This is a genomic window from Lentisalinibacter salinarum, assembly GCF_040706555.1.
Classification (GTDB): domain Bacteria; phylum Pseudomonadota; class Gammaproteobacteria; order Steroidobacterales; family Woeseiaceae; genus Lentisalinibacter; species Lentisalinibacter salinarum.
In genome coordinates, this window is record NZ_JAPDRH010000002.1 from 1,147,371 (window position 1) to 1,174,196 (window position 26,826).

At 68.0% G+C, this 26,826-nt stretch carries 22 protein-coding genes and 1 tRNA gene; 11 read left to right on the top strand and 12 right to left on the bottom strand.

Features of this window, described 5'->3' with window-relative positions; translation table 11 throughout:
* Positions 1-5 precede the first annotated feature (5 nt).
* Positions 6-659, top strand: coding sequence for a response regulator (locus ACJMKZ_RS08335; protein ID WP_405233159.1), 654 nt, complete (start codon positions 6-8; stop codon positions 657-659).
* A 27-nt stretch (positions 660-686) separates the two neighbouring features.
* Here the strand turns inward: ACJMKZ_RS08335 and ACJMKZ_RS08340 are convergent, their stop codons facing one another.
* A complete protein-coding gene (locus ACJMKZ_RS08340; RefSeq protein ID WP_405232727.1) occupies positions 687-4,550 on the bottom strand; it encodes a hybrid sensor histidine kinase/response regulator in 3,864 nt (1,287 codons plus the stop codon).
* A gap of 110 nt (positions 4,551-4,660) precedes the next feature.
* On the opposite strand from ACJMKZ_RS08340, the gene ACJMKZ_RS08345 reads away from it, so the two are divergent.
* The 5 genes from ACJMKZ_RS08345 to ACJMKZ_RS08365 all read left to right on the top strand — a co-directional run bounded on the left by ACJMKZ_RS08345 (position 4,661) and on the right by ACJMKZ_RS08365 (position 10,822).
* Complete coding sequence (locus ACJMKZ_RS08345; RefSeq protein WP_405232728.1) at positions 4,661-4,915, top strand: DUF4212 domain-containing protein; 255 nt, start codon at positions 4,661-4,663, stop codon at positions 4,913-4,915.
* A gap of 9 nt (positions 4,916-4,924) precedes the next feature.
* A complete protein-coding gene (locus ACJMKZ_RS08350; RefSeq protein WP_405232729.1) occupies positions 4,925-6,655 on the top strand; it encodes a sodium:solute symporter family protein in 1,731 nt (576 codons plus the stop codon).
* A gap of 100 nt (positions 6,656-6,755) precedes the next feature.
* Positions 6,756-7,223 (top strand): hypothetical protein, encoded by a 468-nt coding sequence (locus tag ACJMKZ_RS08355; protein ID WP_405232730.1) that lies wholly within the window; start codon positions 6,756-6,758, stop codon positions 7,221-7,223.
* A gap of 118 nt (positions 7,224-7,341) precedes the next feature.
* Positions 7,342-8,952: a peptide MFS transporter gene (locus ACJMKZ_RS08360; protein WP_405232731.1), complete on the top strand. Its 1,611-nt coding sequence runs from the start codon at positions 7,342-7,344 to the stop codon at positions 8,950-8,952.
* Positions 8,953-8,962: 10 nt separating this feature from the next.
* Positions 8,963-10,822 (top strand): DUF885 domain-containing protein, encoded by a 1,860-nt coding sequence (locus tag ACJMKZ_RS08365; protein WP_405232732.1) that lies wholly within the window; start codon positions 8,963-8,965, stop codon positions 10,820-10,822.
* On the opposite strand, the gene ACJMKZ_RS08370 is transcribed toward ACJMKZ_RS08365, so the two are convergent.
* Complete coding sequence (locus tag ACJMKZ_RS08370; RefSeq protein ID WP_405232733.1) at positions 10,823-11,521, bottom strand: DUF3047 domain-containing protein; 699 nt, start codon at positions 11,519-11,521, stop codon at positions 10,823-10,825.
* Between the two features lie 3 nt (positions 11,522-11,524).
* A complete protein-coding gene (locus tag ACJMKZ_RS08375; protein WP_405232734.1) occupies positions 11,525-12,958 on the bottom strand; it encodes a M20 family metallopeptidase in 1,434 nt (477 codons plus the stop codon).
* A gap of 52 nt (positions 12,959-13,010) precedes the next feature.
* Here ACJMKZ_RS08375 and ACJMKZ_RS08380 point away from each other — a divergent pair, with 52 nt between their 5' ends.
* Positions 13,011-13,523 carry a hypothetical protein gene (locus ACJMKZ_RS08380; RefSeq protein ID WP_405232735.1) on the top strand — a complete coding sequence of 171 codons (513 nt, stop codon included), beginning with the start codon at positions 13,011-13,013 and terminating at the stop codon, positions 13,521-13,523.
* Between the two features lie 14 nt (positions 13,524-13,537).
* Complete coding sequence (locus tag ACJMKZ_RS08385) at positions 13,538-16,117, top strand: tetratricopeptide repeat protein (protein ID WP_405232736.1); 2,580 nt, start codon at positions 13,538-13,540, stop codon at positions 16,115-16,117.
* Between the two features lie 70 nt (positions 16,118-16,187).
* Here the strand turns inward: ACJMKZ_RS08385 and ACJMKZ_RS08390 are convergent, their stop codons facing one another.
* The 7 genes from ACJMKZ_RS08390 to ACJMKZ_RS08420 form a co-directional block, all read right to left on the bottom strand.
* A complete protein-coding gene (locus ACJMKZ_RS08390) occupies positions 16,188-16,517 on the bottom strand; it encodes an antibiotic biosynthesis monooxygenase family protein (protein ID WP_405232737.1) in 330 nt (109 codons plus the stop codon).
* 125 nt (positions 16,518-16,642) lie between these two features.
* Positions 16,643-17,236: a peptidoglycan-binding domain-containing protein gene (locus tag ACJMKZ_RS08395; RefSeq protein ID WP_405232738.1), complete on the bottom strand. Its 594-nt coding sequence runs from the start codon at positions 17,234-17,236 to the stop codon at positions 16,643-16,645.
* Positions 17,233-18,906, bottom strand: a complete 1,674-nt coding sequence (locus tag ACJMKZ_RS08400) for a PEP-CTERM sorting domain-containing protein (protein ID WP_405232739.1) — start codon at positions 18,904-18,906, stop codon at positions 17,233-17,235. Before ACJMKZ_RS08400 ends, ACJMKZ_RS08395 begins: the two co-directional genes overlap by 4 nt.
* A gap of 107 nt (positions 18,907-19,013) precedes the next feature.
* Complete coding sequence (locus ACJMKZ_RS08405) at positions 19,014-21,920, bottom strand: tetratricopeptide repeat protein (RefSeq protein WP_405232740.1); 2,907 nt, start codon at positions 21,918-21,920, stop codon at positions 19,014-19,016.
* Between the two features lie 100 nt (positions 21,921-22,020).
* On the bottom strand, positions 22,021-22,443 hold the full coding sequence (locus ACJMKZ_RS08410) for a hypothetical protein (protein ID WP_405232741.1): 423 nt from the start codon (positions 22,441-22,443) through the stop codon (positions 22,021-22,023).
* A gap of 61 nt (positions 22,444-22,504) precedes the next feature.
* Complete coding sequence (locus tag ACJMKZ_RS08415; RefSeq protein ID WP_405232742.1) at positions 22,505-22,726, bottom strand: hypothetical protein; 222 nt, start codon at positions 22,724-22,726, stop codon at positions 22,505-22,507.
* A 161-nt stretch (positions 22,727-22,887) separates the two neighbouring features.
* Positions 22,888-22,964: transfer RNA gene (locus ACJMKZ_RS08420), tRNA-Arg, on the bottom strand.
* Positions 22,965-23,116: 152 nt separating this feature from the next.
* Here ACJMKZ_RS08420 and ACJMKZ_RS08425 point away from each other — a divergent pair.
* Entirely contained in the window at positions 23,117-23,623 is a 507-nt protein-coding gene (locus ACJMKZ_RS08425) for a c-type cytochrome (RefSeq protein ID WP_405232743.1), read from the top strand.
* On the opposite strand, the gene ACJMKZ_RS08430 is transcribed toward ACJMKZ_RS08425, so the two are convergent.
* Together ACJMKZ_RS08430 and ACJMKZ_RS08435 are read right to left on the bottom strand one after the other, a co-directional pair.
* Positions 23,620-25,155 carry a YifB family Mg chelatase-like AAA ATPase gene (locus tag ACJMKZ_RS08430; protein WP_405232744.1) on the bottom strand — a complete coding sequence of 512 codons (1,536 nt, stop codon included), beginning with the start codon at positions 25,153-25,155 and terminating at the stop codon, positions 23,620-23,622. The genes ACJMKZ_RS08425 and ACJMKZ_RS08430 overlap by 4 nt on opposite strands.
* Before the next feature lie 64 nt (positions 25,156-25,219).
* Positions 25,220-25,489, bottom strand: coding sequence for an accessory factor UbiK family protein (locus ACJMKZ_RS08435; protein ID WP_405232745.1), 270 nt, complete (start codon positions 25,487-25,489; stop codon positions 25,220-25,222).
* A gap of 282 nt (positions 25,490-25,771) precedes the next feature.
* On the opposite strand from ACJMKZ_RS08435, the gene ACJMKZ_RS08440 reads away from it, so the two are divergent.
* Positions 25,772-26,392, top strand: a complete 621-nt coding sequence (locus tag ACJMKZ_RS08440; protein ID WP_405232746.1) for a TorF family putative porin — start codon at positions 25,772-25,774, stop codon at positions 26,390-26,392.
* A 66-nt stretch (positions 26,393-26,458) separates the two neighbouring features.
* A complete protein-coding gene (locus tag ACJMKZ_RS08445; protein ID WP_405224929.1) occupies positions 26,459-26,797 on the top strand; it encodes a P-II family nitrogen regulator in 339 nt (112 codons plus the stop codon).
* The last annotated feature ends 29 nt before the right edge of the window (positions 26,798-26,826 follow it).

The window sequence follows — 26,826 nt, forward strand, 5'->3', positions numbered from 1 at the left end:
CGGAGATGACGCCGGCGAGTGACAGCACCTTCATTGTCGCGGACGATCACCCGCTGTTCCGCGAGGCGATGATTCAGGCCGTCCGAAACTGCGTGGGAGAGGCACACGTGGTGGAGGCGGACAGCCTGCAGACGTTGCAATCGGCCGTCGAAGCCACGCCGGACGCCGATCTGCTGCTGCTGGACCTGAACATGCCTGGCGTCAACGGCTTCTCGGCTCTCGCGTGGATCCGCAGTACCTTCGAAACGCTCCCGACGGTGATCGTCTCCGCGACCGACGACCCCGCGGTCATACGCCGGGCTATCGCTCACGGCGCGAGCGGCTTCATCCCCAAGTCCTCGGCCATCTCGCGCATCGAATCGGCGATCAACGCCGTACTCGAAGGCGAAGTCTGGCTGCCGGACGGTGTCACCCTGGACAACGAGGCGCTCGGCGGCGAGGAGGCCGATATCGCTTCGGCGCTGGCCGATCTGACGCCGCACCAGTTCCGTGTGCTGCTGATGCTCGCCGAAGGATTGATGAACAAGCAGATCGCTTACGATCTCGGCGTCTCGGAGGCCACCATAAAGGCCCACGTCACCGCCATCCTGCGCAAGCTCAGGGTGACGAACCGCACCCAGGCGGTGCTGGCCATGCAGAAACTCACCGTCGAGGAATGAGTCCTTCGCGGACGGCCGCCGCCCGACTCAGCCGATGATGCGCGTCACCAGCGCCCGCAGCGCTGCCGGCTTGAGTGGCTTGCGTAGCAACGTGTGACCCGCGGCCTGCACCCTCTCGGCAACCTCGGATCCGTGATCGGCCGTCAGGATGATGGCGGGGATGTCCGGCCTGGTCATCGCCCGCAGCGTCTCGATGACCTGGATGCCCGTGATGCCGTCATCGAGATGATAGTCGACCAGAAGTACCGCCGGGATCTCGCCGCTGTCCTCGCGCAGCGTCCTCACCAGACGGCTCGCCTCCTCCAGATTCCCCGCCTGCAACGGGCGTGCGCCCCAGCGGGCGAGCAGCCCGTGCATCCCCTCCAGGATTTCGGGTTCGTTGTCCACGCACAGGACGTGCTGACCGTCCATCGAGGAAGCCAGACGGGGCGCGGAGCGGGCATCCGTCCGGGGCCGCGCAGCGGCCGTCCCGCGGGGCACGATGATCTCGAACCGACTGCCCACGCCGAGTTCGGAGCGCAGTTGCACGGGATGGTCGAGGAGGCGCGCGATGCGCTCCACGATCGCCAGTCCCAGGCCGAGGCCGCGTTTGGCGCGCTCGTCGCTCCCGGCCAGACGACGGAACTCCTCGAAGATCGTCTCGCGATGCTCGGGCGCGATACCGATGCCGGTATCGAAGACCTGAATGGCGACATCCGCCCCGCGGCGGCGACAACCGACCAGGACGCCGCCGACACGCGTGTAGCGCCGGGCGTTGCTGATGAAGTTCTGCAGGATACGCCTCAGCAGCGCGATGTCCGTGTGCAGCCAGAGCCGGGTGGGTACGAAGCGCAGCGTGAGACCGGCCTCCGCGAACGACTGGCCGAACTGCTCCTCCAGCGTGGCGAACAGCTCTGCGGCGGGGAAATGTTCACGCTTCGGCCGGGGTGCGCGCGTATCCAGACGGGCGATATCGAGCAGCGCACTCAGCAGGTCCTCGACGGCGATCAGTCCGCTCTCCACCCGGGAGACGAGGCGGCGCTGTTCCTCGTCCATGCCCTCGCTCTTCTCCTCCAGCAGGGCTGTGAAGAGTTTCGCTGCATTCAGGGGCTGCAGCAGATCGTGAGCCGCCGCGGCGAGGAACCGGGTCTTGGAAGCGTTCGCCGCCTCGGCCTGCGCCTTGGCGTCGGCGAGCGCCGCCATCGCGCGCTTCAGCTCGACGGTGCGATCCTCGACGCGCTGCTCCAGCATGGCCTTGGCCTCGACCAGACCCAGCTCCGCCCGTCGGCGATCCGTGATGTCCTGGAATACGGCGTAGACGCCGATCACCGCGCCCTGTGCGTCCACGTCGGGGATGTAGGTGCCGAGGGTATAGCGGCTGCGGCCATCGGCGCCGGTAATCTCGAGCTCGAAGTTCTGCTTGTCGCCGGCGAATGCGGCCTCGAGCCAGTGGGACCGTGCCACGAGCTGTGAGGCGTCCAGCACCGCGGAGAGCGGCGTGCCCATGAGTTCCTCGCGGCTCATGCCGACGTAAGCGAGATAAGCCTTGTTGGCGAATCGATAGCGCCGTCCCGCATCGACGTAGGCGATCATGGCCGGCGCATTGTCGGTATAGGTGCGCACCTGCCTCTCGCTCAAGCGCAACGCCTTCTCGGTCTCCTTGGACTCGGTGATGTCGTGGTAGGTGGTCACGTAGCCGCCGTCGGGCATCGGCTGGCCGCGGATCTCGATCACGCGACCGTCAGAGAGCTCGCTCTCGTAGCGGAACGGCGAGACGTCGCGGGTGCGACGCGCACTGTTCAGTATCTGCTCCTCCGCGCCGCTGCGCCCGGTGCGACCGCGCTCGGCGTTGTAGCGCATCAGTTCCGCCACGGGCTTGCCGACACTGAGCAGCCCGGCCGGGTAGCCCATGATCTCCTCGTAGCGTGAGTTCCAGCCGACCAGTCGCTGGGAGGCATCCACCACGCTCACGCCCTGGCTCAGATTCTCCAGTGTCGCCTCCAGCAGGCGGCGATTGAACCGTATCGCGGCCGAGGTTTCGTCGAGCAGCAACAGGACGTCGCCGATTTCCATGCCCGTGCGGCGCAGCGCCGTCGTCATGACGATACGCGCCGAAGCCGCGCCCACCGAACCGGCCAGCAGACGCTCGGTGAACTGCAGCACGGCACGGTCGGCGTCGCCGGACGCTGCACTGCCGCCGCCGCTGCGGGCGAAATCCGCGAAGGCGCGCCGGGCGTTCTCCTCGCCGACGAAGCGTCCGGCGAGCGCCTGCAGGTCGGCGACCCTGATGTCGCGCGCACCAAAGGGCGCCGCCCCGAGACCGCTGACGGCGCCGGATTCGGTGAACGCGCGTGCCTGGATCTTCTCGGCCAGCGACTGGCGCGAGGCCAGCGAAACCAGCGTGAAGATCCCCAGATTCGCGGCCAGCGACCAGAACACGCCATGGCCGAGCGGATCGGCACCGAGCTCGACGATCAACGCCTCCGGCCGGGCCCACGCCAGCCCGAGCGGACCTTCCTCCAGCAGGCTGCTGCCCCATGACCCGGCCCGCGCCAGTGACGGCACCAGCAATGTCCAGGCCCAGAGCGCGAAACCGGTAACGAGCCCGGCCATGGCGCCCGCCCGGGTGGCCCGGGGCCAGTACAGGCCGAGCAGCAGCAGGGGCGCGAACTGAGCGGCCGCGGCGAACGCGAGCAGGCCGATGGAGGCGAGTTCCGTGGACTGGTCCATCGCGCGGTAGTAACCGTAGGCCAGCAGCGCGATACCCACGATGGCGATCCGGCGCACCGCGATCAGCAGCCGCGGGTAGGCGCGCAACTCCCCCCGCCCGGTCCGGCGCAGGACCAGCGGCATGACAATCTCGTTGCTCACCATCGTCGACAAGGTGACGCTCGCCACGATCACCATGCCGGTAGCGGCAGAGAAACCGCCGAGGAACGCGAGTACGGTGAGCCAGTCGGGACCTGCCTGCATCGGCAGTGCGAGCACGTAGACGTCGCCGCCGTAGAGTCCCGGTGGCAGCAACTTCAGCCCGGCGAGCGTGATCGGCACGACGAACAGACAGAACAGCGCCAGATACAACGGGAACAACCAGCGCGCCGAGCGATTGTCCACGTCCTCGCGCAGCTCGACGACCGTGACATGGAACTGGCGCGGAAGACACAGGATGGCGGCACTCGCCAGCAGTGTCTGGGTGAGAAATCCCGCCGGCAGGCCGTCGACGGTGAACGGGTTGCCGCCGACCGGCGGCGGGCTCGGCCCGTCCGCTCCCAACAGGAAGAGCGCGAACACCCCGACCGCCGCGAAGGCCAGCAGCTTCACCACCGACTCGAAGGCGATGGCGAGGATCATGCCGTGGTGATGCTCGGCGGCATCCACACGGCGCGTGCCGAATAGAATGGCGAACAGCGCGAGCGCTCCGGCAACGAGCAGCGCGCTGTCCCACTTCCCCGGGGCGCCGTCGCTCACCGTCTCGAGTCCGGCCACGATGGCCTTGAACTGCAGGGCGATATAGGGGATGGAGCCGACGATCGCGATCACCGTCACCAGCACCGCGAGATTTCTCGCCTTGCCATAGCGCGCGGCGATGAAATCGGCGATGGAGGTGAGATTCTGCCGCTTGCTGATGGCGATGATGCGCCGGATCAGGCCGAAGCCGAACAGGAAGACGAAGGCCGGGCCGAGGTAGATGGGCAGGAAACTCCAGCCTCCCTGGGACGCGCTGCCGACCGCGCCGTAGAAGGTCCATGACGTGCAGTACACGGCGAGCGAGAGGCTGTAGACCAGCGGTCCGGTCCAGCGCCCGTAGCGCTGCACGTCCACGCGGTCGCCCCACGAGGCAATCGCGAAGAGCAGCGCCACATAGGCGACCGAAATCGCCAGCAGTAACCACCAGCTGACCAAGCCACTCATCCCCCACCGTTGGCCCGGTCCTAATACTAACGTCTTATGCCCGCGAACAGCTCCCTTTGCTAAGTTCGATGCTCGGCAAGAACAGGCGGCAATACGCCACAGGGGGAAATATGTCTGACCGCAAGGAATACTGGCGGCGGAATCTGCGACTCGTCGCGGTGTGTATGGTCATCTGGTTCATCGTCTCCTACGTGTTCGGGATCATCCTCGTGGAGCCCCTGAACAACATCCGGATCGGCGGCTACAAGCTCGGCTTCTGGTTCGCCCAGCAAGGTTCGATCTACACGTTCGTGGTGCTGATCTTCTTTTACGCCAAGCGCATGAACAAGCTGGACCGCGAGTTCAGCGTGCACGAAGACGAATAGGAGCCGGCCATGACACTGCAGACAATGACCTACCTCATCGTCGGCGCCACCTTCGCGCTGTACATCGGCATCGCCGTCTGGGCGAGGGCCGGTACCACCAAGGACTTCTATGTCGCCGGCGGCGGCGTGCACCCGATCTCCAACGGCATGGCGACGGCCGCCGACTGGATGTCCGCCGCCTCGTTCATCTCCATGGCGGGGCTGATCGCGTTCATGGGCTACGGCGGTTCCGTCTTCCTCATGGGCTGGACCGGCGGCTACGTGCTGCTCGCCATGCTCCTCGCGCCTTATCTGCGCAAGTTCGGAAAATTCACGGTGCCGGAGTTCATCGGTGACCGCTACTACTCGCGCACGGCACGCATCGTCGCCGTGATATGCCTGATCGTCGCCTCCATCACCTACGTGATCGGGCAGATGAAGGGCATCGGCGTCGCTTTTTCACGCTTCCTCGAGGTGGACTACGACCTGGGGCTGGCCATCGGCATGGGCATCGTGTTCGTCTACGCCGTCATGGGCGGGATGAAAGGCATCACCTACACCCAGATCGCCCAGTACTGCGTGCTGATCCTCGCCTATACGATCCCGGCGATCTTCATCTCGCTGAACCTCACGGGCAATCCCATCCCGCAGCTGGGACTGGGCTCGACCATGGCCGGCTCGGAGACCTTCCTGCTGGACAAGCTCGATCGCATGGTCACCGACCTCGGTTTCGACCAGTACACGACAAATGCGAGGATCAGCCTGCTGAACATGTTCATGTACACCATGTCACTCATGATCGGCACGGCCGGGCTGCCTCACGTCATCATCCGCTTCTTCACGGTGCCGAAGGTGAAGGACGCCCGCTCCTCCGCCGGCTGGGCGCTGGTGTTCATCGCCATCCTCTACACCACGGCCCCGGCCGTGGCCGCGATGGCGCGCCTGAACCTGATGGAGACGATGGAACCGGCCGAAGGTCAGTACCTGGTCTACGACGAACGTCCGAGGTGGTTCGAGAAGTGGGAGGCCACCGGCCTGCTGGACGTGACGGACAAGAACGACGACGGTCGCATCCGCTACTCGGCCGATCCCGCGGTCAACGAGCTCACCAAGGTGGACAACGACATCATGGTGCTGGCCAACCCGGAGATCGCCGGGTTGCCGAACTGGGTCATCGCCCTCGTCGCGGCGGGCGGCCTGGCAGCGGCGTTGTCCACGGCGGCGGGACTGTTGCTGGCCATCTCATCGGCCATATCCCACGACCTGCTGAAGGGTGTATTCATGCCAGAGATCACGGAACGCCAGGAACTCCTGGCCAGTCGCGTGGCCATGGCGGGTGCCATCCTCCTGGCAGGTTATCTCGGCTTCAATCCACCCGACTTCGCGGCGGGAACCGTGGCCCTGGCCTTCGGACTCGCGGCCTCCTCGATCTTCCCGGTGCTGATGATGGGCATCTTCAGCCAGCGGATGAACAAGGAGGGCGCCATCGCCGGCATGGTGAGCGGCCTCGGGGTGACACTGCTCTACGTTTTCCAGCACAAGGGGATCATGTTCATACCGGGCACCGAGTATCTCGGCGGCATGTCTGAGAACTGGTTCTTCGGCATCGAGCCGAACGCCTTCGGCGCCGTCGGTGCCATCGTCAACTTCGCCGTCGCATTCGCGGTATCGCGGTTTACGACCGAGCCACCGGAGCATATCCAGCACCTGGTAGAGGAGATCCGGGTGCCCATCGGAGCGGGGACGGCAACCGGACACTGACGTACGAGTGTCCGCAGGGAAAGGGGCTCCGCTGGGAGCCCCTTTTCTTTTATGCTTGCCCCACGCCGGAGGGGCGGAACGCAGCGGAGCGAGAGCAATCATGTGGAAGAACTGGCACGTCGTGGCCGCGATGCTGGTGGCGCCGATACTCGCCATCCTGGCCTGGTTCGCGGTGGACTGGTTCGTGGCCGAGCGGCCCCACGCGGCCCGGCCTGGCCAGGACTATCCTCTGGTCGCCAAGCCGAATTGCCGATGGCCGAGCGGCAGCTGCGACCTGGAAAACGAGACCTTCCGCCTGACGCTCATCCCGACGGCGCTCGATGCCGCGGCGCTCCGGCTGCGGATCGAGTCGCGCTTCCCCCTGAGCGCAGCCACTGTGGGACTCGCGCCGACGGCCGGCGCCTCCTCGGAACCCGTGGCGTTCTCCCCTCAGGATGAGACAGCGACGATCTGGTCGGGCACGCTGCCGGCGCCCCGGAGCGAGGGCGCCGCCCTGCAGGTCGTCGTGAACGCGGCCGGCAGCCGCTATTTCGCCGAGGTCCCCGTCGTCTTCCTGGCCGAGGAGTAGCGCTGCGCCGGCGCACAGGACCTCGACCCCCGCCCACAATCCGGCCGCCAGAAGGTAGGATAGGCTCCCTCCGCCGTCCGTCGGCGTCGATTCCGTTCTCGCAAAGGGGAGCACCCGGATGAGTCAACCCGAACCCGCCGCCGGCACACCCGGCAAGACCTTCTTCGGCCATCCCGCCGGCCTGGGCACGCTGTTCTTCACCGAACTGTGGGAGCGCTTCAGCTACTACGGGATGCGCGCGCTTCTGGTGCTGTTCATGGTCGCGAGCATCGCCGAGGGCGGCCTGGGTTTCGACGATGCGACGGCAACCGCCATCTACGGGCTGTACACCGCCGGCGTGTATCTCGCCGCGCTGCCCGGCGGCTGGCTCGCCGACCGGGTGTTCGGGCAGCAGGACTCCATCTGGTACGGTGGCATCATCATCGCGGCGGGTCACATCGTGCTCTCGCTGCCCGGCTTCGGACTCGTAGGCGAGGCCTACGGCTTCTTCTTCGGCCTGATCCTGATCGTGGTCGGCACGGGACTGTTGAAGCCGAACATCTCCAGCTGCGTCGGCGAACTCTATCCCGAGGGCGGCGCCCGCCGGGACGCCGGCTACGTGCTCTACTACATGGGTATCAACCTGGGCGCGTTCCTAGGCCCGCTGGTGTGCGGCTTCCTGCGCGTGAACATGGGCTGGCACTGGGGCTTCGCCGCCGCCGCGGTCGGCATGATCGCGGGCCTGGTGGTCTACCGGGCCACCCAGAAACACCTCGGCGACTTCGGCAAACAGCCGTTCCCGACACCGCCCGGCGACGAGCGCAAGGTGCGCAGCCTGAAGCTGGCCATCTACGTGGCGACGGCGGCGCTGTTCCTGCTCGCGGTCCTGGGCCTGGAAGGCCTGATCGCCTTCGATGCCGTCGGTCTCGCCGCGACCACGGTCTATGTGATCGTCGCCGTCGCGGTGCTGTTCTTCGGCCGCGTGCTGTTCGACCCGAAACTCACCCGGCTGGAGCGTAACCGCACGATCGTACTGGTAGCGCTGTTCATCGGCGCCGCGCTGTTCTGGTCCGGGTTCGAGCAGGCGGGCTCGTCGCTGAACCTGTTCGCCGAACGCTACACCGCGCGGGAGATGCTCGGACTCGTCATCCCGCCGGAGGTGTTCCAGTCCCTGAACCCGCTCTACATCCTGATCCTGGCGCCGTTCTTCTCCGCGCTGTGGATCAACCTGGGCCGGCGCAACCTGGACCCTTCCATCCCGCTGAAGTTCGCGCTGGGTTTCCTGCAGCTCGGCCTCGGCTTCGGCTTCATGTGGTTCGCCGCCTCGCTGATCCAGGACGGCGGCAAGGTGCTGCCCGTATGGCTGCTGATGACCTATCTCTTCCACACCACGGGGGAGCTGTGCCTGAGCCCCATCGGCTTGTCGGCCACCTCCAAGCTCGCGCCGCGCAGCTACTACAGCCAGATGATGGGCATGTGGTTCTTCGGCGCCGCGCTGGGCAATCTGCTGGCCGGGCTGCTCGCCGGCGAGTTCCGGGGCGACAACGTGGCCGAGTTCCCGGAACGCTATCGCCAGATCGTGATCTTCTGCACGGTGGTCTTCCTCGGCTTCCTGATCGCCACACCGTGGCTGAAGAAGATCGCCGCCCTCGACCGGGTGGAAGACGAGGATGCGCGCTACACCCGGGAGGACGAGCCCGGCGCCTTCGACGCCGATGTGCCCACCCACACCGACGACCGTCCCCGCTGAAGGAGGCCCCATGCTCCGCCGTTCGACCCTGCCGCTCGCCCTCGTACTGATCGCCGCCGGCTGCGGCGGCCCGCCGACCGGGGAAGACACCGCCCCCGCGCCCCGCGCCCCCGCGGCCGGGGAACGGACCGCCGCGCCGGCGGCGGAGGCGGCCGCCGAGACGCCGGCCGAGCGGCTGGACCGCCTGTTCGCCGAGTATTGGGACGCCTGGCTGGAGCTGAACCCGGTACAGGCGACATTTCTCGGCGATCACCGCTGGGACGACCGCTGGCCGGTCAGCATCTCGCCGGCGCATATCCGGGCAGAGCGGGAACTGCTCGAGCGCGGCCTCGCGGCTGCCGGGGCCATACCCGCCGACAGACTCGGCCCGGACCGCCGGCTGAGCCGGGAGCTGTTCCTCTACGAGCTGCGCGACGAGCTGGCCGGCCATGCCTTCCCCCGCGAACTCACGCCGGTCAACCAGTTCTACAACCCGGCCAACCGCCTGGCGAGGCTCGGCTCCGGCAAGGGGCCGCAGCCGTTCGAGACGGCCGCCGACTACGAGGAATTCCTGGGCCGCATCGACGGCTTCAGCGACTGGGTGGACCAGGCCATCGTCAACATGCGCAAGGGCATGGACGCCGGCATCGTGCAGCCGGCCATCCTGATGAAACGCACCCTGCCGCAGCTCGAGGCACACATGGTCGAGGAACCTGCGGAGAGTCTGTTCTACGGCCCGGTCGACGAATTCCCGGATACGGTGCCGGAGGAGGAACGGGACCGGCTGCGTGAGGCCTACGCGGCCGCGATCACGGAGCGGCTCGTGCCCGCCTACACCCGCCTGCACGCCTTCATCCGCGACGAGTACCTGCCGGCCGCGCGGGACTCCGCGGGGCTGGGCGCGCTGCCCGGCGGCGAGGACTGGTACGCCTGGCTGGTGCGCCACCACACCACCACAGACCTGACGCCGGCGGAGATCCACCGCATCGGCCTGGACGAGGTCGAGCGCATCCACGGCGAGATGATCGCGGTCAAGGAGGAGGTGGGCTTCGAGGGCGACCTGCAGGACTTCTTCGAGCACCTGAACACCGATCCCCGCTTCTACTTCGCGTCCCGGGAGGAGATGGTCGCCGCCTACGAGGCGCTGCGGGACAAGGCCGACGCGGCAGCGCCGCGGCTGTTCAGCAGCATCCCGAAGGCCGAGTACGAGATCAGGCCCGTGGAGCGCTATCGGGAACAGTCCGCCGCGAAGGGCTCCTACCAGCGCCCGTCCGCCGACGGCAGCCGTCCCGGCATCTTCTACCTGAACACCTGGCGGCCGGAGGCGCGCCCGCGCTGGGCGGCCGAGGCACTGTTCCTGCACGAGGCCGTACCCGGCCATCACTTCCAGCGCTCCTCCAACCTGGAGCTGGAAGACGTGCCGGACTTCCGCCGCCACGGCGGCGTCACGGCCTTCGCGGAAGGCTGGGGGCTGTACTCGGAATCGGCGCCGGTGGGCGAGGCCATGGGCTTCTACGAAGACCCCTACCAGCGCTTCGGTCAGCTGAACGCGGAACTGTGGCGGGCCATCCGGCTCGTGGTGGACACCGGCCTCCACGCCAAGGGCTGGAGCCGCCAGGACGTGCTGGATTACATGTACGCCAACTCGGCGGTGCTGGAGACGCGGGCAGTGTCCGAAGCCGAACGCTTCATGGCCATCCCGGGCCAGGCGCTGGCCTACAAGATCGGCCAGCTGAAGATACTGGAGCTGCGCCGACGGGCGGAGGCCGCGCTGGGCGAGGACTTCGACATCCGTGCCTTCCACGCCAAGGTGCTGGAAGAAGGCGACCTGCCGCTGGACATCCTGGAAGCCCGCATCGACGCCTGGCTGGCCGCGGAAGCCGGGAACTGATTACTGGTCGCCGATGGCCGACGGCGGCGCAGCCGTAAAGCGGATATCCGCATACCACGCAGTCATCGATCCGCCGGCATCGTCGGCGTCTGTCATGATGGCGATACCGTCCAGGCTGTCGATCTCCTCGCCGAACGCGGCGCGCCAGTCGGCGCGGACGTCGCGCGCGTGGACGACCCACTCGCCGGCCCTCGCCTCACCGGCATTCACGGCCAGCATCCGCACGTTGTCGCCGGCGTAGGCATTCGGCCAGCGCGATCCAGCGGGCTGCGCGCTGGACCAGACGTAGTTGAGCGCGCGGGTGCGCCAGAACGCGAACCCGCCGCGGCGCACCACATAGATGCGGGCCGGGTAGTCGTCGCCGGACTTTGCCGTCTCGTCGATGCCCTCGCCGTAGGTTCCCTCTACCCGCCAGCGCCAGCGCAGATACGGCGTCTCGGCCAGGTCGATCTCCGTGCGCCGGTACAGCGCACTGGCCGTGCCGTCGGCCTCGGCCCGCACCGCGACCTGCCCGTCAACCGGCACCACCTGGTAGTCCGTGTTGCCGACGAAGCTGCGCTCCTCCCAGCCGTCGAGGCCGCGGGTGAAATCGCCAGGGAAATTCTGCTGCGCGGCGACGGCCGCGCAGCCGGCCAGCCCCAGGACAAGGACCGCGACGCATCCATGCCGTGGCGTCGTTTGCCCGGGACGTGCCGGCACCCGTCAGGCCGCGCGCTCGTCCGCCCCCGCGTGCTCGGCCGCGTAATCGGCCAGCACCCGGGCGACGCAGGCCGTGACCCGCTTGCCGGTGGCGATGTGCAGGAACTCGTTCGGCCCGTGGGCATTGGACTGGGGGCCGAGCACGCCAGTCACCAGGAACTGGGTCTCGGGGTACTTCTCGCCCAGCATGTTCATGAACGGGATAGATCCGCCCTCGCCGCGGTAGCAGACGGGCTGCCCGAAGAAGGACTCCGAGGCGGCCTCCAGGCTCTGCGCGAGCCAGGGCGCCGGCACCGGCGCGGCCCAGCCGCTGCCGGGTCCCTCGATGTCGAAGACTGCTCGGGCACCGTAGGGCGGATCGGCCTCCAGGATCTCTTTCAGCCGCCGGGCCGCCGCAGCGGCGTCGACCGTGGGCGGCAAGCGCAGCGACAGCTTCAGCGTGGTGTGGGTCCGCAGGACGTTGCCCGCGCTGGCGGCCTCGGGCAGGCCTTCCGCGCCCACTATCGACAGCGCCGGACGCCAGGTGTTGTTCAGCACCAGTTCGGCGACGTCGTCGGTGACCGGGCCAGTGCCGTTCGCATACGGGAAGGTCCGCCAGATCTCGTCGCCGAGCACCTCGGCGGCGCGGCGCACCTGTTCCAGGCGCTCGCCTTCGGGCTCCGCCAGGAACTCGGGCACGTTTATCTCGCCGGTCCGGGCGTCCTCGATACGCCCGAGCAGCGCGCGGGCGATGCGGAAACTCGAAGGAACGATGCCGCTGGCCGTGCCCGAGTGCACGCCCTCGGTGAGCACGTCCACCCGCAGATCGCCGACCACGATGCCGCGCAGCGAGGTGGTCACCCAGAGCTGGTCGTAATTGCCGGCGCCGGAATCCAGGCACACGATCAGGCCCGGCGTGCCGATGCGCTCGCTCAGGTGATCGAGATAGGCGGGCAGGTCCGGGCTGCCGCTCTCCTCCGAGCCCTCGATCAGCACGATGCAGCGGGGATGCGGAATGCCCTGCCTCTGCAGCGCCTCGATGGCGGCCAGCGAGCCGTAGGCCGCGTAGCCGTCGTCGGCACCGCCGCGCCCGTAGAGCCTGCCGTCCTCGATCACCGGCTTCCAGGGTCCCAGATCGTCGCGCCAGCCGGTGAACGGCGGCTGCTTGTCCATGTGCCCGTACAGGAGCACGGTCTCCTCCGTGGCGCCCGGGATCTCCATGTAGAGCAGCGGCGTCCTGCCCTCCAGCCGCACGATCTCCCAGGTCATGCCCTCGATGTCGCGGCCCGCGCACCACTCGGCGATGTGATCCATGGCCCGGTCGATGTGACCGTTCGCCTGCCACTCGGGATCGAACAGGGGCGACAGGGCGGGGATGGTGATGTAGTCCTCCAGCGAAGGGACGATCTCGGCGTCCCACACGGAGTCGACGAATTCCGTTGTTCTCGCGGTGTCCATGATCCTCTGCCCAACCGGTCTGTTGCTGCGATGTTCGGGCCGGCAGAATATCATGCGTCACGGCACACTGCGGTTCGGAGAGGCCATGCGCCGCCTGCTGAAGTTTCTGCACACGATGAGCACCATCGGCATCACCGGCGGACTGGCCGCCTACATGCTCGTGCTCGCGACCGCGCCGCCGGTCGAGTCACTGGAGGCCTATGCGGCGATGCGCGAGAGCCTGGCCATGCTCTCCAAGTGGCTGATCCTGCCCTCGATGCTGATCGTCGTGCTGAGCGGCCTGCTGGCCATCGCCGCTCACTTCCCTTTCGCCGAGGCGCCCTGGGTGTGGGCGAAGGCGCTGGCCGGCATCCTGGTGTTCGAATCCACGCTGATGGCGATCGACGGCCCGGCCCAGCGGGCGGCGGCACTGAGCGAGAAGGCGCTGGGCGGTGAGATCGCCTCCGCCGAACTCGCCGGCCTCGTCAGCGACGAGTGGGGCGCCTGGTGGATACTGCTGGGACTGTTCACGGCCAACGTCTTACTCGCCATCTGGCGGCCGCGGTTCGGGCTGAAGGGCAAGTAGGCCGGAGAATCGGGATGGAACGGGAACGCTGGCTCCGAATCAGGGAAATCTACCGCGAGGCGCTCGACCGCCCCGAACCCGAACGCGCGGTTTTCGTGCGCGAGGCCTGCGCCGGCGACGAGGCGCTGGCCGAAGAGATACTGGCCCTGCTCGAGACCGCCGGCGGCGCGACGGAGGCCTTGGGTGACATCGTGGGCGAGGCCGCCGGCACGGCATCGGCGGGCTGGTGGAGCGGCTCCGTGGCCGGCGAGCGGATCGGACCCTACCGCCTGCTCGACGTCATCGGCGAAGGCGGCATGGGCCAGGTCTATCTCGCCGAGCGCGCCGACGATGAGTTCGAGCAGCGCGTCGCCATCAAGATGGCCAACTGGCTGCGCGCCAGCCCGCAGGTGATCGAACGCTTCCGCCTGGAGCGCCAGATCCTGGCCAACCTCGAGCACCCGAACATCGCCCGCCTGCTGGACGGCGGGCGCACCGAGGCCGGCGTGCCGTACATCGTCATGGAATACGTGGACGGCGTCTCGATCGTCGACTACGCGGCCACGCGTTCCCTGGAGCGGCGTCTCGACCTCTTCCTCGCCATCTGCGATGCGGTGCAGTACGCGCACCGCAAGCTGGTGGTGCATCGGGACATCAAGCCCTCGAACATCCTGGTGGGCGGGGACGATGTGCCGAAACTGCTCGACTTCGGCATCGCCAAACTGCTGGACCCGGCGGATAACGAGGCGCTGACCCGAGCCGAGGCCCGCATCATGACGCCGGAGTACGCGAGCCCCGAGCAGCTGAGCGGCCAGCCGGTCACGACCGCCACCGACGTCTACGGCCTCGGCATGATCCTGTACCGGCTCATGGCCGACGCGCTGCCCTTCGATCTCGGCGCGCGCACCTCTCCCGAGATCCGTGAGATCGTCTGCCACACGGAACCGGTCCTGCCCAGCCGCGCCGCGGCGGCCGCCGGCAAGCCGGAGCGGGCCAGCCGGCTCAGGGGTGACCTGGACAACGTGATCATGATGGCTCTGCGCAAGGACCCGCAGCGCCGCTATGCCACGGTCAAGGAACTCGCGGACGACATCCGCAACTACCGGGCCGATCAGCCGGTGCGCGCGCGGGGCGACGGCTGGGCCTATCGCACGGGGAAATTCCTGCGCCGCCATCGCGCGGCAGCGGCGGCGGTCGTCATCGTCGTCGGCGCCATCGCCGCACAAACGGTGTTCTACACCCAGCGGCTCGCCGAGGAACGGGATACTGCCGTGCGAGAGCGCCAGGTGGCCGAGAACACGACCGAGTTCCTGGTCGATCTGTTCGAAGTGTCGGACCCCGCCACCGCCCGGGGAGAGACGGTCACCGCCAGGGAGATCCTGGACCGGGGCGCCGTGCGCATCCGCGAGGAGCTCACCGACGAGGACGACGTGCGCGCGCGCATGCTGCAGACCATGGGCCGGGTCTACGAGCGCCTGGGGCTGTACGACGACGCCAGGGAACTCATGGAGGAGGCCGTACTGCTGAACCGCGAGTTGCTGACGCCGCAGGACCGCCGTCTCATCGACTCCCTGAACGAGCTGTCCTGGCTGCACTACCGCCGCGAGGACTGGTCCGCCGCACAGCAGCTCGCCGAGGAGGCGCTGGCGCTGCAGCACTCGGCCAGCGGCCGCGACACCCCGGAGATGGCCCGCTCCCTGAACCTCCTCGGCACGATCACGTACTACCTGGACGACTACGGCGGCTCCATCGGCTACTACCGCCGTGCCCTGGCCGTGCTGGATGCCCCGGAGTGGCGCGACAGCGACCTGCGCGGCACGACGCTCAATCACCTGGGCATCGTCTACTCGACGCTGTCCCGCTTCGACGAGGCCGAGGCCGTGTATCGGGAATCCCTGGAAATACGCCGCCGCGTACTCGGCAAAGACCACCCGGACACGGCTACCGCCTACGTCAACCTCGGCGCGCTCTATGCCAACATGAACCGCTACGACGACGCCCTGGAATACGCCAACCGCGGTCTCGAGATCGACCGCAGGACCAAGGGCGACGACCACGTGGACGTGGCCTTCGACCTGAACCTGCTCGGCAGCATCGAGCGCCAGCGAGGCAACCTGGAACGAGCTCTGGACCATGCGCTGGAGGCGGCGGCCATCTGGCGCGCCGCGGCCGGGCCGACGCACTCGCGCTACGCCCGCTCGCTGGACCAGCTCGCCGATGTCTATCGGCGGCTCGGTCGCCTCGACGAGGCGCAGGAGAGCGGGCAGCAGGCGCTGGCGATATTCCGGGACGAGTACGGCGCCGATCACACCCTGACCTCGAACGCCCACTACACCCTGGGACTGATCTATACCGACAGGGGCGACCCCGCCGCAGCCCGCGAGCACCTGCAGCGGGCCCTCGACATAAGGGTGCAGGCCTTCGGCGAGTCGCATCGGGAAGTCTGGAACGCCATGCACCGGCTGGCGAAGCTGGACCTGGACGCCGGCGATGCGGCCGCCGCGCTCGCCCGGGCCGAACAGGCCATCGCCCTGATCGAGGACGCGGGACTCACCGAGCTGGATATCTACCAGTGGCTGGGCGGGCTGCGCGAGGCGAGCCTCACGGCACTCTGACCATTATCCGATGCTCGTCTGTCGGCCGCCTGGCCGTCGTCCTGCGATCGCCTGACAATCAGCCTGACAATCAGGCCCGGCCGTCGTCCCCGGCCGGCGGCTCCACGACCCACTCCGGGTCCTCGAACTCGCCGACCACGCGGATGTCCACGTGTTCGGCCTCCGCGGCGATGATCTCCTGCACCCGCTCGTGCGGTGTGGACTCCATCGCGTCCCGCGCCTCCTTGGACTCCCAGCTGGCGATGGCGAGCAGTACGTGCGGGTCGTCGATCTTACGGTGCAGGCGCGTGCCCCTGGCGCCGGTCGCCCGCTGGATGATGCGGCTCGCGCGCACCCAGGCATCGGCGTACTGCTCGGCGGTGTAATGGGGCCTGATGTGGACCTCGAAGACGAAGATCATTGCGGCGTGCTCCGGCTGGCTGCATGCCCTCACCGTAGCGCGAGCGTCCCCGCCTGCCAACGGACCGGCGCGGCGGCAGCGGCAATGGCGACAGCCATTGCCGCCACACCGACCCGTTCAGTCGCTCAGGAGTCCGTGCCCGCAAACAGCTTCCACAGGGTCGCCTGATCCGGGAAACCCGTGGGCTCGTAGCCGATACTCGCCTGGTAGGACTGCACGGCCTCCAGGGTCGCGGCATCGTAGTTGCCGGAGGCCGGCCCGTCGTAGTGCCCGCCCTCGCTCAGGCGGGTCTGCAGCCGGGCAACCGTCTCCCGGTACAGCCGGGTGGCCTTCCCGTCCACGCGCACGTTCAGTATCGGCGAGGCCTCGCGCAGACGCTGGTCGCGCAACTGCTCCGCGATGGAACTCACCACGGTGAACAGGCGATGTTGCGGGTTGTCCTCGCAGTGCCCCTCGATGACCGTGACCAGCAGCTCCGTGGACTGGAACGTGGTGATGTCGTAGGTGGACTCGGAGAGCTGGTTGTAGGCCGTGATGTAGCCGTCGATCCAGCCGCCCATCATCACGTAGGCATCCGAAGCGGCCGCTTTCTCGGCGAGGAAGGTCGCGCAGTCGACGACGCCGGCGCCGCGCACGGCGTGACGTGCCTCGTCGTCGCCGGCGAAGGCCGGTTCCGCGGCGAGCAGCCCCAGCGACAGATACAGGATCACGAGTTTCATGCCAATGCTCCTCCGTTTGCAGGAATGGTCTCCGGTTCCGCCGCAGACCGCCGGCGATTGGCGGCCAGGGCCAGCAGCAACAGGCCCAGCAACAGCAGGCCGAGCGAACCCGGCTCGGATACGGCAGTGGCCTCGCCGACGTTCACGAGGAAAGAAGAAGCCTGGTATTCACCGAAACCGCCCAGGCCGAAATCGAGGTCGAACAGCGACAGGCGCCCGATATCGAACTCCTCCACCAGCGAGCCAAGGCCCCAGGAACGGTTGAACGTGTAGTCGCCGAGGATGCCCAGGTCCTTGCCGATGGAGATGCCGAAGGTCAGGAGGTCGATCTCGAGCAGCCCGTTGAGGTCCAGCAGCAACTCGTTCAGGAAGCCGGCGACGTTGCGCTGGCCTTCGTAGCCGAGGTAGAACGTGGGCGTCACCAGGGTCTCGCCGAGTCCGAACATGAAGTCCGGCAACGCGTTCCATTCGAGCCCGCCGACGAAGTCCACCATCTGTCCCAGGTAGTCCACAGGCCGCGAGAAGGCGAGGTCCACCATCAGCGTGGGCGTCAGCGTGAACTCCTGGCGCAGGTCCAGCGCTGGGCCGAAGTCCACGTCGACGAAGTCCCAGCTGGCGGAGCCGAAGCCCAGGTCCAGAGAACCGCCGTAGAGGTTCTGGGTGGCGCCCTGGGTGGCGACGAGGGACACCAGGTTGTCGAAGTCGAGCGTCAGGTTGATGAGGTCGTCCTGGCCGCTGGCGAACAGGCTCGTGCCGTCGGTGCCGTCGTAGCTGGCGTTCGGCTGGGGCAGGAAGAGATCCACCTCGGCGAGTCCGCCGGCCAGCGGGATGTCCTCGGCCGGCAGTCCGGTCGGCAGCGAGACGCCGCCGGCGCCGAGCACCGCCTCCAGCAACGGGTCGCCGCCGAACCACTCGATGCCGCCCTCGCCGTCCTCGTTGAACGAGACGAGCGGCAGGTCGGGGTCGACGTTCATGCTGGCATTGATGGGGACGCAGCCGCCGATGCAGGCCTCGCCGCTGATTCCGGCATAGATGTCGAAGACGAGACCCGAGGTGAGCACGATGGTCGGGAACTGACTGGTGAGGTCGTCGCCGGTGAGATCGGCGGTCGGGTTCAGGTTCACCAGCCCGCCGTTGGCGCCGGCTTCGATCGCATCCGGGATCGTCGCCGTCACGTTGTCGAAGCCCACGGCCGCGTCGACGGAACCGCTGTCGATGGTGACGCCGAACTCGAAGCCGACCCTGCCGTCCGTCGCCAGGGTGACCTCGGCGCCGACGGGCACGGCGGAGATCGGGTTCGAAATAGTCCGGGACGGCGCGTCACCGATACCCGGGATGCCGATGGCGCCGTTGATGCAGGTGTCTCGGGAAAGTCCGGTCGCGGTGCAGGTGGCGAGTGCTCCGGACCATAGCGTGTATGCCGGATTGGTGATGGTCCCACCGGTACCCGGGAAGTTGTTGATACTGCCGAAGGAAGTGCTCTCGTCCCATTCCAGGCCGAAGAAATACTCCTCGTCCAGCTGGAACGCCTCGCCCGGGCCCCACATGCTCTGGTCCTCGCTCTCGAAGCCGAGTGATCCCGGGTCGTAGATGGCGGGATCCGCCGCGGCCGTCGTGGCCAGCGCCCAGGCCGCGAGGCAGGCGGCCATCCTGTTTATTGTTGTTTTCATCGCTACGCTCTCCCTACCGTTGACGGTCGGCGGCGTCTTCCGCGCCGCCGGATCGGGGCGGCAGACCGCCCCTTATCCTGTAAAGCAGGAAACGGAGGGAAAAACGATCACGAAGGGTCGGCGGGACCTCGGGGCGCGCCGCCGGAGGCCTGCTGCCCGTCCAGTGCGGCCAGAACGTCCGCCCGTTCGGCGAACGCCTGCCGCCACGCCTCGAAGATCGCGCGCCGCGCCGGGGCGGCATCCTCGTGCAGGGCTTGCGCTTCCGCGGTCCGGCCGGCAGCGGCCAGCGCCTCGGCCAGCGCGAGCCTCAGCTCCAGGATGCCGAGGTGGTCATCGTCGAGTTGGCGGCGCTCGAACTCCAGGGCGCGCTCGAGCAGGGTGACGGCGGCGGGGGCATCACCGGCGGCGAGTTCGGTCCTGCCGAGCCAGCCGAGGGCCTCGGCAACGTACGGGTGCTCGGGCCGGCCCAGCGCATTCTTCCCGTCGACCACCGACTGCAGCCACTGGCGGGCGTCGGCGTAGTCCCCGGCGGCGAATGCCGCCCGTGCCACGGCGGTGCGCGAACGCCAGGTGCTCGGATGCTTCTCGCCCAGCGCGGCAATTCGGATCGCGAGCGCGCGTTCCATCAGCGCCCGCCCCTCGGCGAGACGGCCACGCTTCAGCGCCACGTTGCCGCTGGCGATGAGCGTGGGCGCGACATCCGGGTTGTCGGGCTCGAGCGCGGCCTGCTGAATGGCGGCGGCGCGCTCGAGCACGGCCGCGGCGAGGTCCAGCTCGCCCATCTCCTCCAGCAGGAACGCGTAACCGGTCAGGGAGAAGGCGAGTTCCGGGTGATCCGCGCCCACCGCCTCCACCTGAAGCAGAATCTGGCGCTCGAAGATCTCGCGGGCTGCGACGAACTCGCCGAGCTGGTTGCGGGTGGTCGCCAGCGAGTAGAGCGTCAGCGGGAGGACAGGGTCCGCGCGGCCGACGCTCCGGATGCGCCGCTCGATGGACTCCTCGTAGGTCTCCGCCGCCTTGCGGTAGTCCCCCATCTCGTAGAAGACGAGGCCCGTATTGTGCAGCGTGCTCGAGATGGCGGCGTCGGTCGGCGCAGGCTGCGCTTTCTGGATGCGCAGGATCTCGCGATAGAACGTGGATGCCTGCCTGAGTTCGCCGCGCCGCCAGTGGCACAGGGCGAGCGAGTTGATGCCCGGCGCGAGTGACGGATCGTCGGCATCCAGCAGCGCGTGGCGTATGTCGTAGGAGCGCTGCGCCCAGCGGCACATGGTCTCGTTGTCGCCCTCCGCATTGGCCACGGCCGAGAGCATGCTCGCGACCTGCGCCACGGGCATCGAGACGCTGCCCTGTTCGTGCTCCCGTATCGCGAGGGAGCGCTCCAGCGATTCCCGGGCACCGTCGTAGTCACCGGTGATGCGCAGGATCTTGCCCTGCACGTACAACGCCATCGCCACGTCCGGGTGGTCGGCCGGAAGCCCTGCTGCCAGCAGCGCGAGCGCCTCGTCGATCAGCGTACCGGCCTCCTCCGTGCGGCCGATTGACGAGTAGACGTCGGCGATGGTCGTGAGGAGGCGTCCCTGCACGCGCGGGGCGAGATCGGCATCGGCGCGGATACGCTCGGCACCCTGCCGGACGATGTGGTCGAGGGTGACCGTGCCGTCCTGACCGCGGTAGGGGTTGCGGGCATCGAGCAGGGAGACCAGGAAATCGGCGGTCTGCTGGGCCGTCGTGCGCTCGGCGGCGAGCTGTGCCGTGTAGAAGGTCGTGAGCCCCACCACGGCCGCCAGCAGCGTGGCGGCGATGCCCACCGGCAGCCGTTGGCGGCGCAGGAACTTGCCGGCCACGTAACCGAAACTGTCCGGACGCGCCTGCACGGGCAGGTTCGCCAGGTAGCGGCGCAGGTCGTCGGCGAGCGCGGACACGGATTCGTAACGGCGCTCCGGCTCCTTGCGCAGAGCCTTCAGCAGGATGACGTCGAGATCGCCCTTCAGCGCACGGCGCTGCCGCTCCACCCAGCGCTCGCTGCGGCCGTCCGTCCGGCGCTCGGCCTCGCGGGGCCGCTCGGAGGTCACGGCCGCACTGGGCCGCTCCGCGGGCGAGTACAGGATGGCGCGGGCGACGTCGGCGGGTCGCTCCGACGTCTCGGTGTAAGGCATCCTCCCGGTCAGCAGCCGATAGGCGAGCAGCCCGAGGCCGTAGACGTCCGCGGCAGTGGTGATCGGCTGGCCGGCGATCTGCTCGGGGCTGGCGTATAGCGGCGTCATGATGCGCTGACCAGCACAGGTGAGATCGTTGCCGGCGGCGTCCTCGTCCAGCAGCTTCGCGATGCCGAAGTCGACGAGCTTCGGCACGCCCTGCCGGTCGATGAGGATATTGCTCGGCTTGATGTCGCGGTGGATCACGAGCTTGCGATGGGCGTACTGCACGGCATCGCAGACTTTCAGCAGCAGGCGCAGGATTCCCTCGTTGTCCAGCGCGTTGTCGCGGCAGTAGTGCTCGATGCTGACACCGTCCACGTACTCCATGGCGATGTAGGGCACGCCGTCGTCCAGCATGCCGCCGTCGATCAGCCGCGCGATGTTGGGGTGTTCCAGCGAGGCGAGGATGCGGCGCTCCTCCACGAACCGGGCGGTCGCGGTCGGATCCAGGCGATGGGGCGGCAGCAGCTTTATCGCCGCCGTCTGCTCGAAGTCCGCATCGACCCGGCGCGCCAGGTAGACCGAGCCCATGCCGCCGTCTGCGATCTTGCGGCGGATGCGCCACGCCCCGATCCGGCGTCCGTCCATGGAGGCGGCAAGATCGGGCTCCAGCGAGCCGGCTACCTCGCGGATGGCACTGCCGATATCCTCGGTCTGCTCACCGTCGTAGGCGAGCAGCTGCGCGACTTCCTCGTACAGCGCCGCATCGCCCGCACAGGCCTCGCGCAGCCAGGCGTCGCGCTCCGACTCGTCGCGTTCGAGAGCGGATTCGAGCAAGGCGTTGATGCGCTGCCAGCGCTCCTGGTCGTCGGTCATGCGGGCCCCCGCGTCAGGATCCTGCCCCTTATAGCAGCTTCGGGGCCGGGAAACGGTCACGCCTGCCCGCAGGGCGGGTTCTATCCCCCGGCCGGCGCGATCATCTGAGGCGAACGACTCGCCCGTGGAGTTCACGGATGCGCTCGGAATTCGCCTGCAGTACCGGCGTCTGGCGGCGCAGCCAGAGTGCCCGCTCGTCCATGATGGAGGCCATGGTCTGCCAGCACATCATCGGATTGATGTCCCAGTCCCAGAGAATCTCCTCGAAGCGCTCCTCCGTGTCCCGGATCCCTCGGCGCGTCCGGCTCGCTTGCAGATCGTCCGGGAGATGGCTCTGCACGATCACGTCGGCGGGCCCTGAGAATTCCACGGAGAGAGGCCGGTCCGAGCCCGCCTCGTAGCGATCCAGGCTGTCGCGCAGGTCCCGCAACCAGGCGAGGCGGCCCTCCAGCGTCGCGATAGTCTGATCGACGTCCCGCTGGGGCATGCGCCAGACGCGTAGCGCCCGCGAGTAGATCTGCACAAGATCAGCGTAGTGCCACTGGTCGTAGATCTCGATGATCGCCTCCTCCCGTCAGGCGTCGTCAGCGTCCGCCTCGGCGCGGCCGACGGCATGGGAATCGTCCGAGTCGATTCCCCCGGATATCGAAGACCTCCATGCCCGGGAAACGCCGCAGCACCCGTGCGAGCGTGCCGACGGGCACGTGGCTCATGCGTCGCTCCGCGGGCACCACGAGCAGAGCCAGTCCGTTCCAGCGCCGGATCAGGTGGGGCTCGGTCGAGAAATAGCGGTTGCTGCGGCTCACGGGATAGTTCTACCGCGTGCGGCCGCCTATGGCGACGGAGCAACCTCTGGAAATGCTGTGGAAATCGTGGGGTTCGCGCGGACTGTGCATCGAACCCGTTTCCGGGTCACTAGTCCCGGACAAGGTGTAAACCATGTGGCCGGAATACACCTTGAGAGAATTGGCGCGCCCGGCAGGATTCGAACCTGCGACCTCTGCCTTCGGAGGGCAGCGCTCTATCCAGCTGAGCTACGGGCGCCTTGTCGAAGGGGCGGCAATGATACCGGTCCGGCCTCGCACGGTCCAACACTGCGAAAAGCGGCCGCCACCGGTATAATGGTGGGCTGATGAGTCCCCTGTCCGAAGCCCGGCGCCGGCGCATCCCCGGCACCTCGATACTGGAGTGATCTCTTGAGCACGCACGACCGTCGCTTCTTCGACATCTTCATGCTGATTCTCGGCATCCTGATCGCCGTCGCGGTCGGTATCTACCTGCTGGCCGAGTCCATCACGGACCGCACGCCCGGGGCCGAGTCGGAGGCCGTGTTCCAGGCCGAGGTGAAGCAGCGCATCGCGCCCATCGGCGAGGTGGTGATGCCGGGCGAGGAGGCCGCCGCGCGGGCCGAGGCAGAGACAATGACGACGCCGGAGCCGGTGGCCGCGACGCTGTCGGGCCCTCAGGTCTACAACCAGGCCTGCATCGCGTGTCACGGCGCCGGCGTGGCCGGCGCGCCGGTGGTAGGCGACGCCTCCGTCTGGCAGGCACGCATTGCCAAGGGCATGGAGACGCTCTACGACCATTCCCTCAACGGCTTCCAGGGCGATGCCGGCTACATGCCGCCGAAGGGAGGCCGCACCGACCTCTCCGATGAAGAGGTGATGGCCGCGGTCGATTACATGGTGGAAGAGAGCCGCTAGGTACGGGTCTGCCGGGTCCGCATCCCCGCGGCACCCGAAATCGTATTCCTGAAACTCACCGCCTCGGCGAGGTGATCGCTGCCGATCGCCTTGCTGCCGGACACATCCGCGATGCTGCGGGCCACCCGGATCACCCGGTGGCATGCCCGCATGGACAGCGCCATGCGGTCGGCGGCCGCCGCCAGCAGCCTGCGGCAGGCGTCGTCCAGGGGCGCATGGGCCGCGAGCTCCCGGCCGTCCAGTGCGGCGTTCAGCTTCCCCGCCCGGCCGATCTGGCGCCGGCGCGCCGCGGCGATCCGCGCGGCCACAGCCGCCGTGGGCTCGCCGGAGGACTGGCCCGATCGCAGCACCTCCGGGGGCAGCCGGGTGACCTCCACGCCGATATCGATGCGGTCCAGGAACGGGCCGGAGACGCGGCTGCGGTACATCGCAATCTGGCCGGGCGTGCAGCGGCACTCGTGGCGGGGATCACCCCGGTAGCCGCAGGGACAGGGGTTCATGGCGGCGACGAGCTGGAAGCGCGCGGGGAAATCGGTCTGGCGCCGGGCGCGGGATATGGTGATGTGACCCCGCTCGATCGGCTCCCGCAGCACTTCCAGCACCGGGCGCTGGAACTCGGGCAGCTCGTCCAGGAACAGGACCCCGTTATGGGCCCGGGAGATCTCGCCCGGCATCGGCGTGCTGCCGCCGCCCACCAGCGCCGGTGCCGAGGCCGTGTGGTGCGGCGCCCGGTAGGGCCGCCGGCCCCAGTGCTCCCCGTCAAAGGGCCGTCCTGCGACGGAGTCGACCGCCGCGGTCTCCAGCGCCTCCTCCTCGGTGGGCGGCGGCAGCAGGCCGGGCAGCCGGGAAGCCAGCATGCTCTTGCCGGTGCCCGGCGGGCCGATCAGCAGCAGGTGGTGACCGCCGGCCGCAGCCACCTCCAGCGCGCGGCGCGCCCGTGACTGCCCGATCACGTCCGCCAGGTCCTCGCAGGCGTTGTCCGCCAGCGGCGGCAGCCCCGTCTCCAGCGCCGGCAGCCGGGGTTTGCCGCGCAGGTGCGCGACGACTTCGGTCAGGCTCGACGCCGCGAACACGGTGGCCCCGCGGATCAGCGCCGCCTCGCGCGCGACGGCCGCGGGTACCACGAGCGCCCTTCCCGCAGCCGTGGCGCAGACCGCGGCCGGCAGTATCCCGGGTACGGCCCGCAGCTCTCCGTTCAGACCGAGTTCGCCGTAGAACTCGCAATCGCCGAGCGCCCGGGCCGGTAGGTGCCGGCGGGCGGCGAGGATGCCCAGCGCGATCGGCAGGTCGAAGCGGCCACCCGACTTGGGCAGGTCCGCCGGGGCGAGATTGACGGTGATGCGGCTCTGGGGGAACTCGAAGTCGCTCTCCAGGATGGCGCCCCGGACCCGGTCGCGGGCTTCGCGTACGGCCACCTCGGCCAGGCCGACGATGGAAAACCGCGGCAGGCCGCCGGACAGATGCACCTCCACGGTCACCGGGGGCGCCTCGAGGCCGTTCTGGGCCCGGCTGTGGAGCGTGGCGACTCCCATCCGCCCTCCCTGGCAGACTTACCTTGCAGATTCGACGTCGGGTGCCGGGCGCGCCGGCGCGGATTCAGTCCTGGTCGCTCTCGCTCTCGCCGTTGCCGCCCTGGGCTTCCAGCTCGGCGACCCGCTTCTCCAGTTCCTCGAGCAGTGAGCGGCTGCGGGCCAGCACGGCGGCCTGAACCTCGAACTCCTCCCGGGTCACCAGATCCATGCGGGCGAGCGCGGTGCGGAGCATCGCGCGGAAATTCTCCTCCAGGTCGCCCTGCACCGAGCGCAGACCCTGGGGTACGGCCGCCGCAAGCCGGCTGGCGAGGCTGTCTATGGTCTCTCTTTCCATACGGCACTGTTTATCTCAGCCGGCGGTGAAACGCCAGGCCCGAATCGGGTCGCTCCGTCCCGAAAGGGCGCCCCTTCTGCGTCCATGATGATGCAGGGCAGCAAAAATTCTGCACCAGAATGGGGCGAATCAGTGTATCACCAGACCGTAACCTGTTGATTTTATGAGTGGTTACAGCTTGGCACGGATTCTGCTTAGAGAAGCCCGCATTGGCACCGGCCCGGTCGGCTGCCGGGCGAACGATCACTCGACAATTACTACAAGCATCAAGCAGAGGACAGTATGAAACTCATCAACAAGACGGCTTTAGTGGCGGCCGGACTGCTCACGAGCGGTGTCGCGATGGCAGATTTCTCCGCCAACGCGGGTTGGGTCAGCGAATACCACTTCCGCGGCATCTTCCAGAAGAACTCCTCGGCCTACGGCGGCCTGGATTTCGAGCAGAACGGCTTCTACGCGGGTACCTGGGCCGCAGACGTGGGCGACGGGCTCGAGGTGGACGGCTACTTCGGCTACGGCGGCGAGTACGAGGGGTTCAGCTACGGCGTCGGCTTCACCGGCTACTACTACACCGGCGACTTCGACGACACGTACCAGGAGATCAACCTCTCCCTCGGCTACGACTGGCTCAGCGTCGAGGCGGCATTCGGCGAGTACGAAAACTTCGACGGCCCCACCCAGGACTACACCTACTACGCTATCACCGGTGAGTACGGGGGCTTCTACGGCAAGTATGGCGGCTTCAGCCAGGACTTCGAGGGCAATTACTTCGAGTTCGGCTACGGCTGGGACTTCTCCGGCGTCGATCTCTCCGTCTCGCTGATCCTGGCCGACGACGATCTCATCGGCGAGTCCGACGAGACCATCGTCTTCGGTATCGGCAAGTCCTTCGATCTCGACTGACAGGCCGGGGAGCGGCCGCCCCGGCGTGCCGCTCACGGATCATCCAAAGCAACAGGGGTACACGCAATGAAGCTGATCACAGCGATCATCAAGCCCTTCAAACTAGATGACGTCCGCCAGGCGGTGGCCGACATCGGCATACAGGGCATCACAGTAACGGAAGTGAAGGGCTTCGGCCGGCAGAGAGGCCACACCGAGCTCTATCGCGGCGCCGAGTACGTCGTCGACTTCCTGCCGAAGGCGAAGATCGAACTCGCCGTGGACGACGACATCGCCGAGCAGGTGATCGAGGCGATCACCAACACGGCCCGCACGGGCAAGATCGGCGACGGCAAGATCTTCGTCACCACCCTCGAACAGGCGATACGCATCCGCACCGGTGAGACCGGCGCGGAGGCCGTCTGACCGTATAACGATAAAGGGAGGCTCCCCCA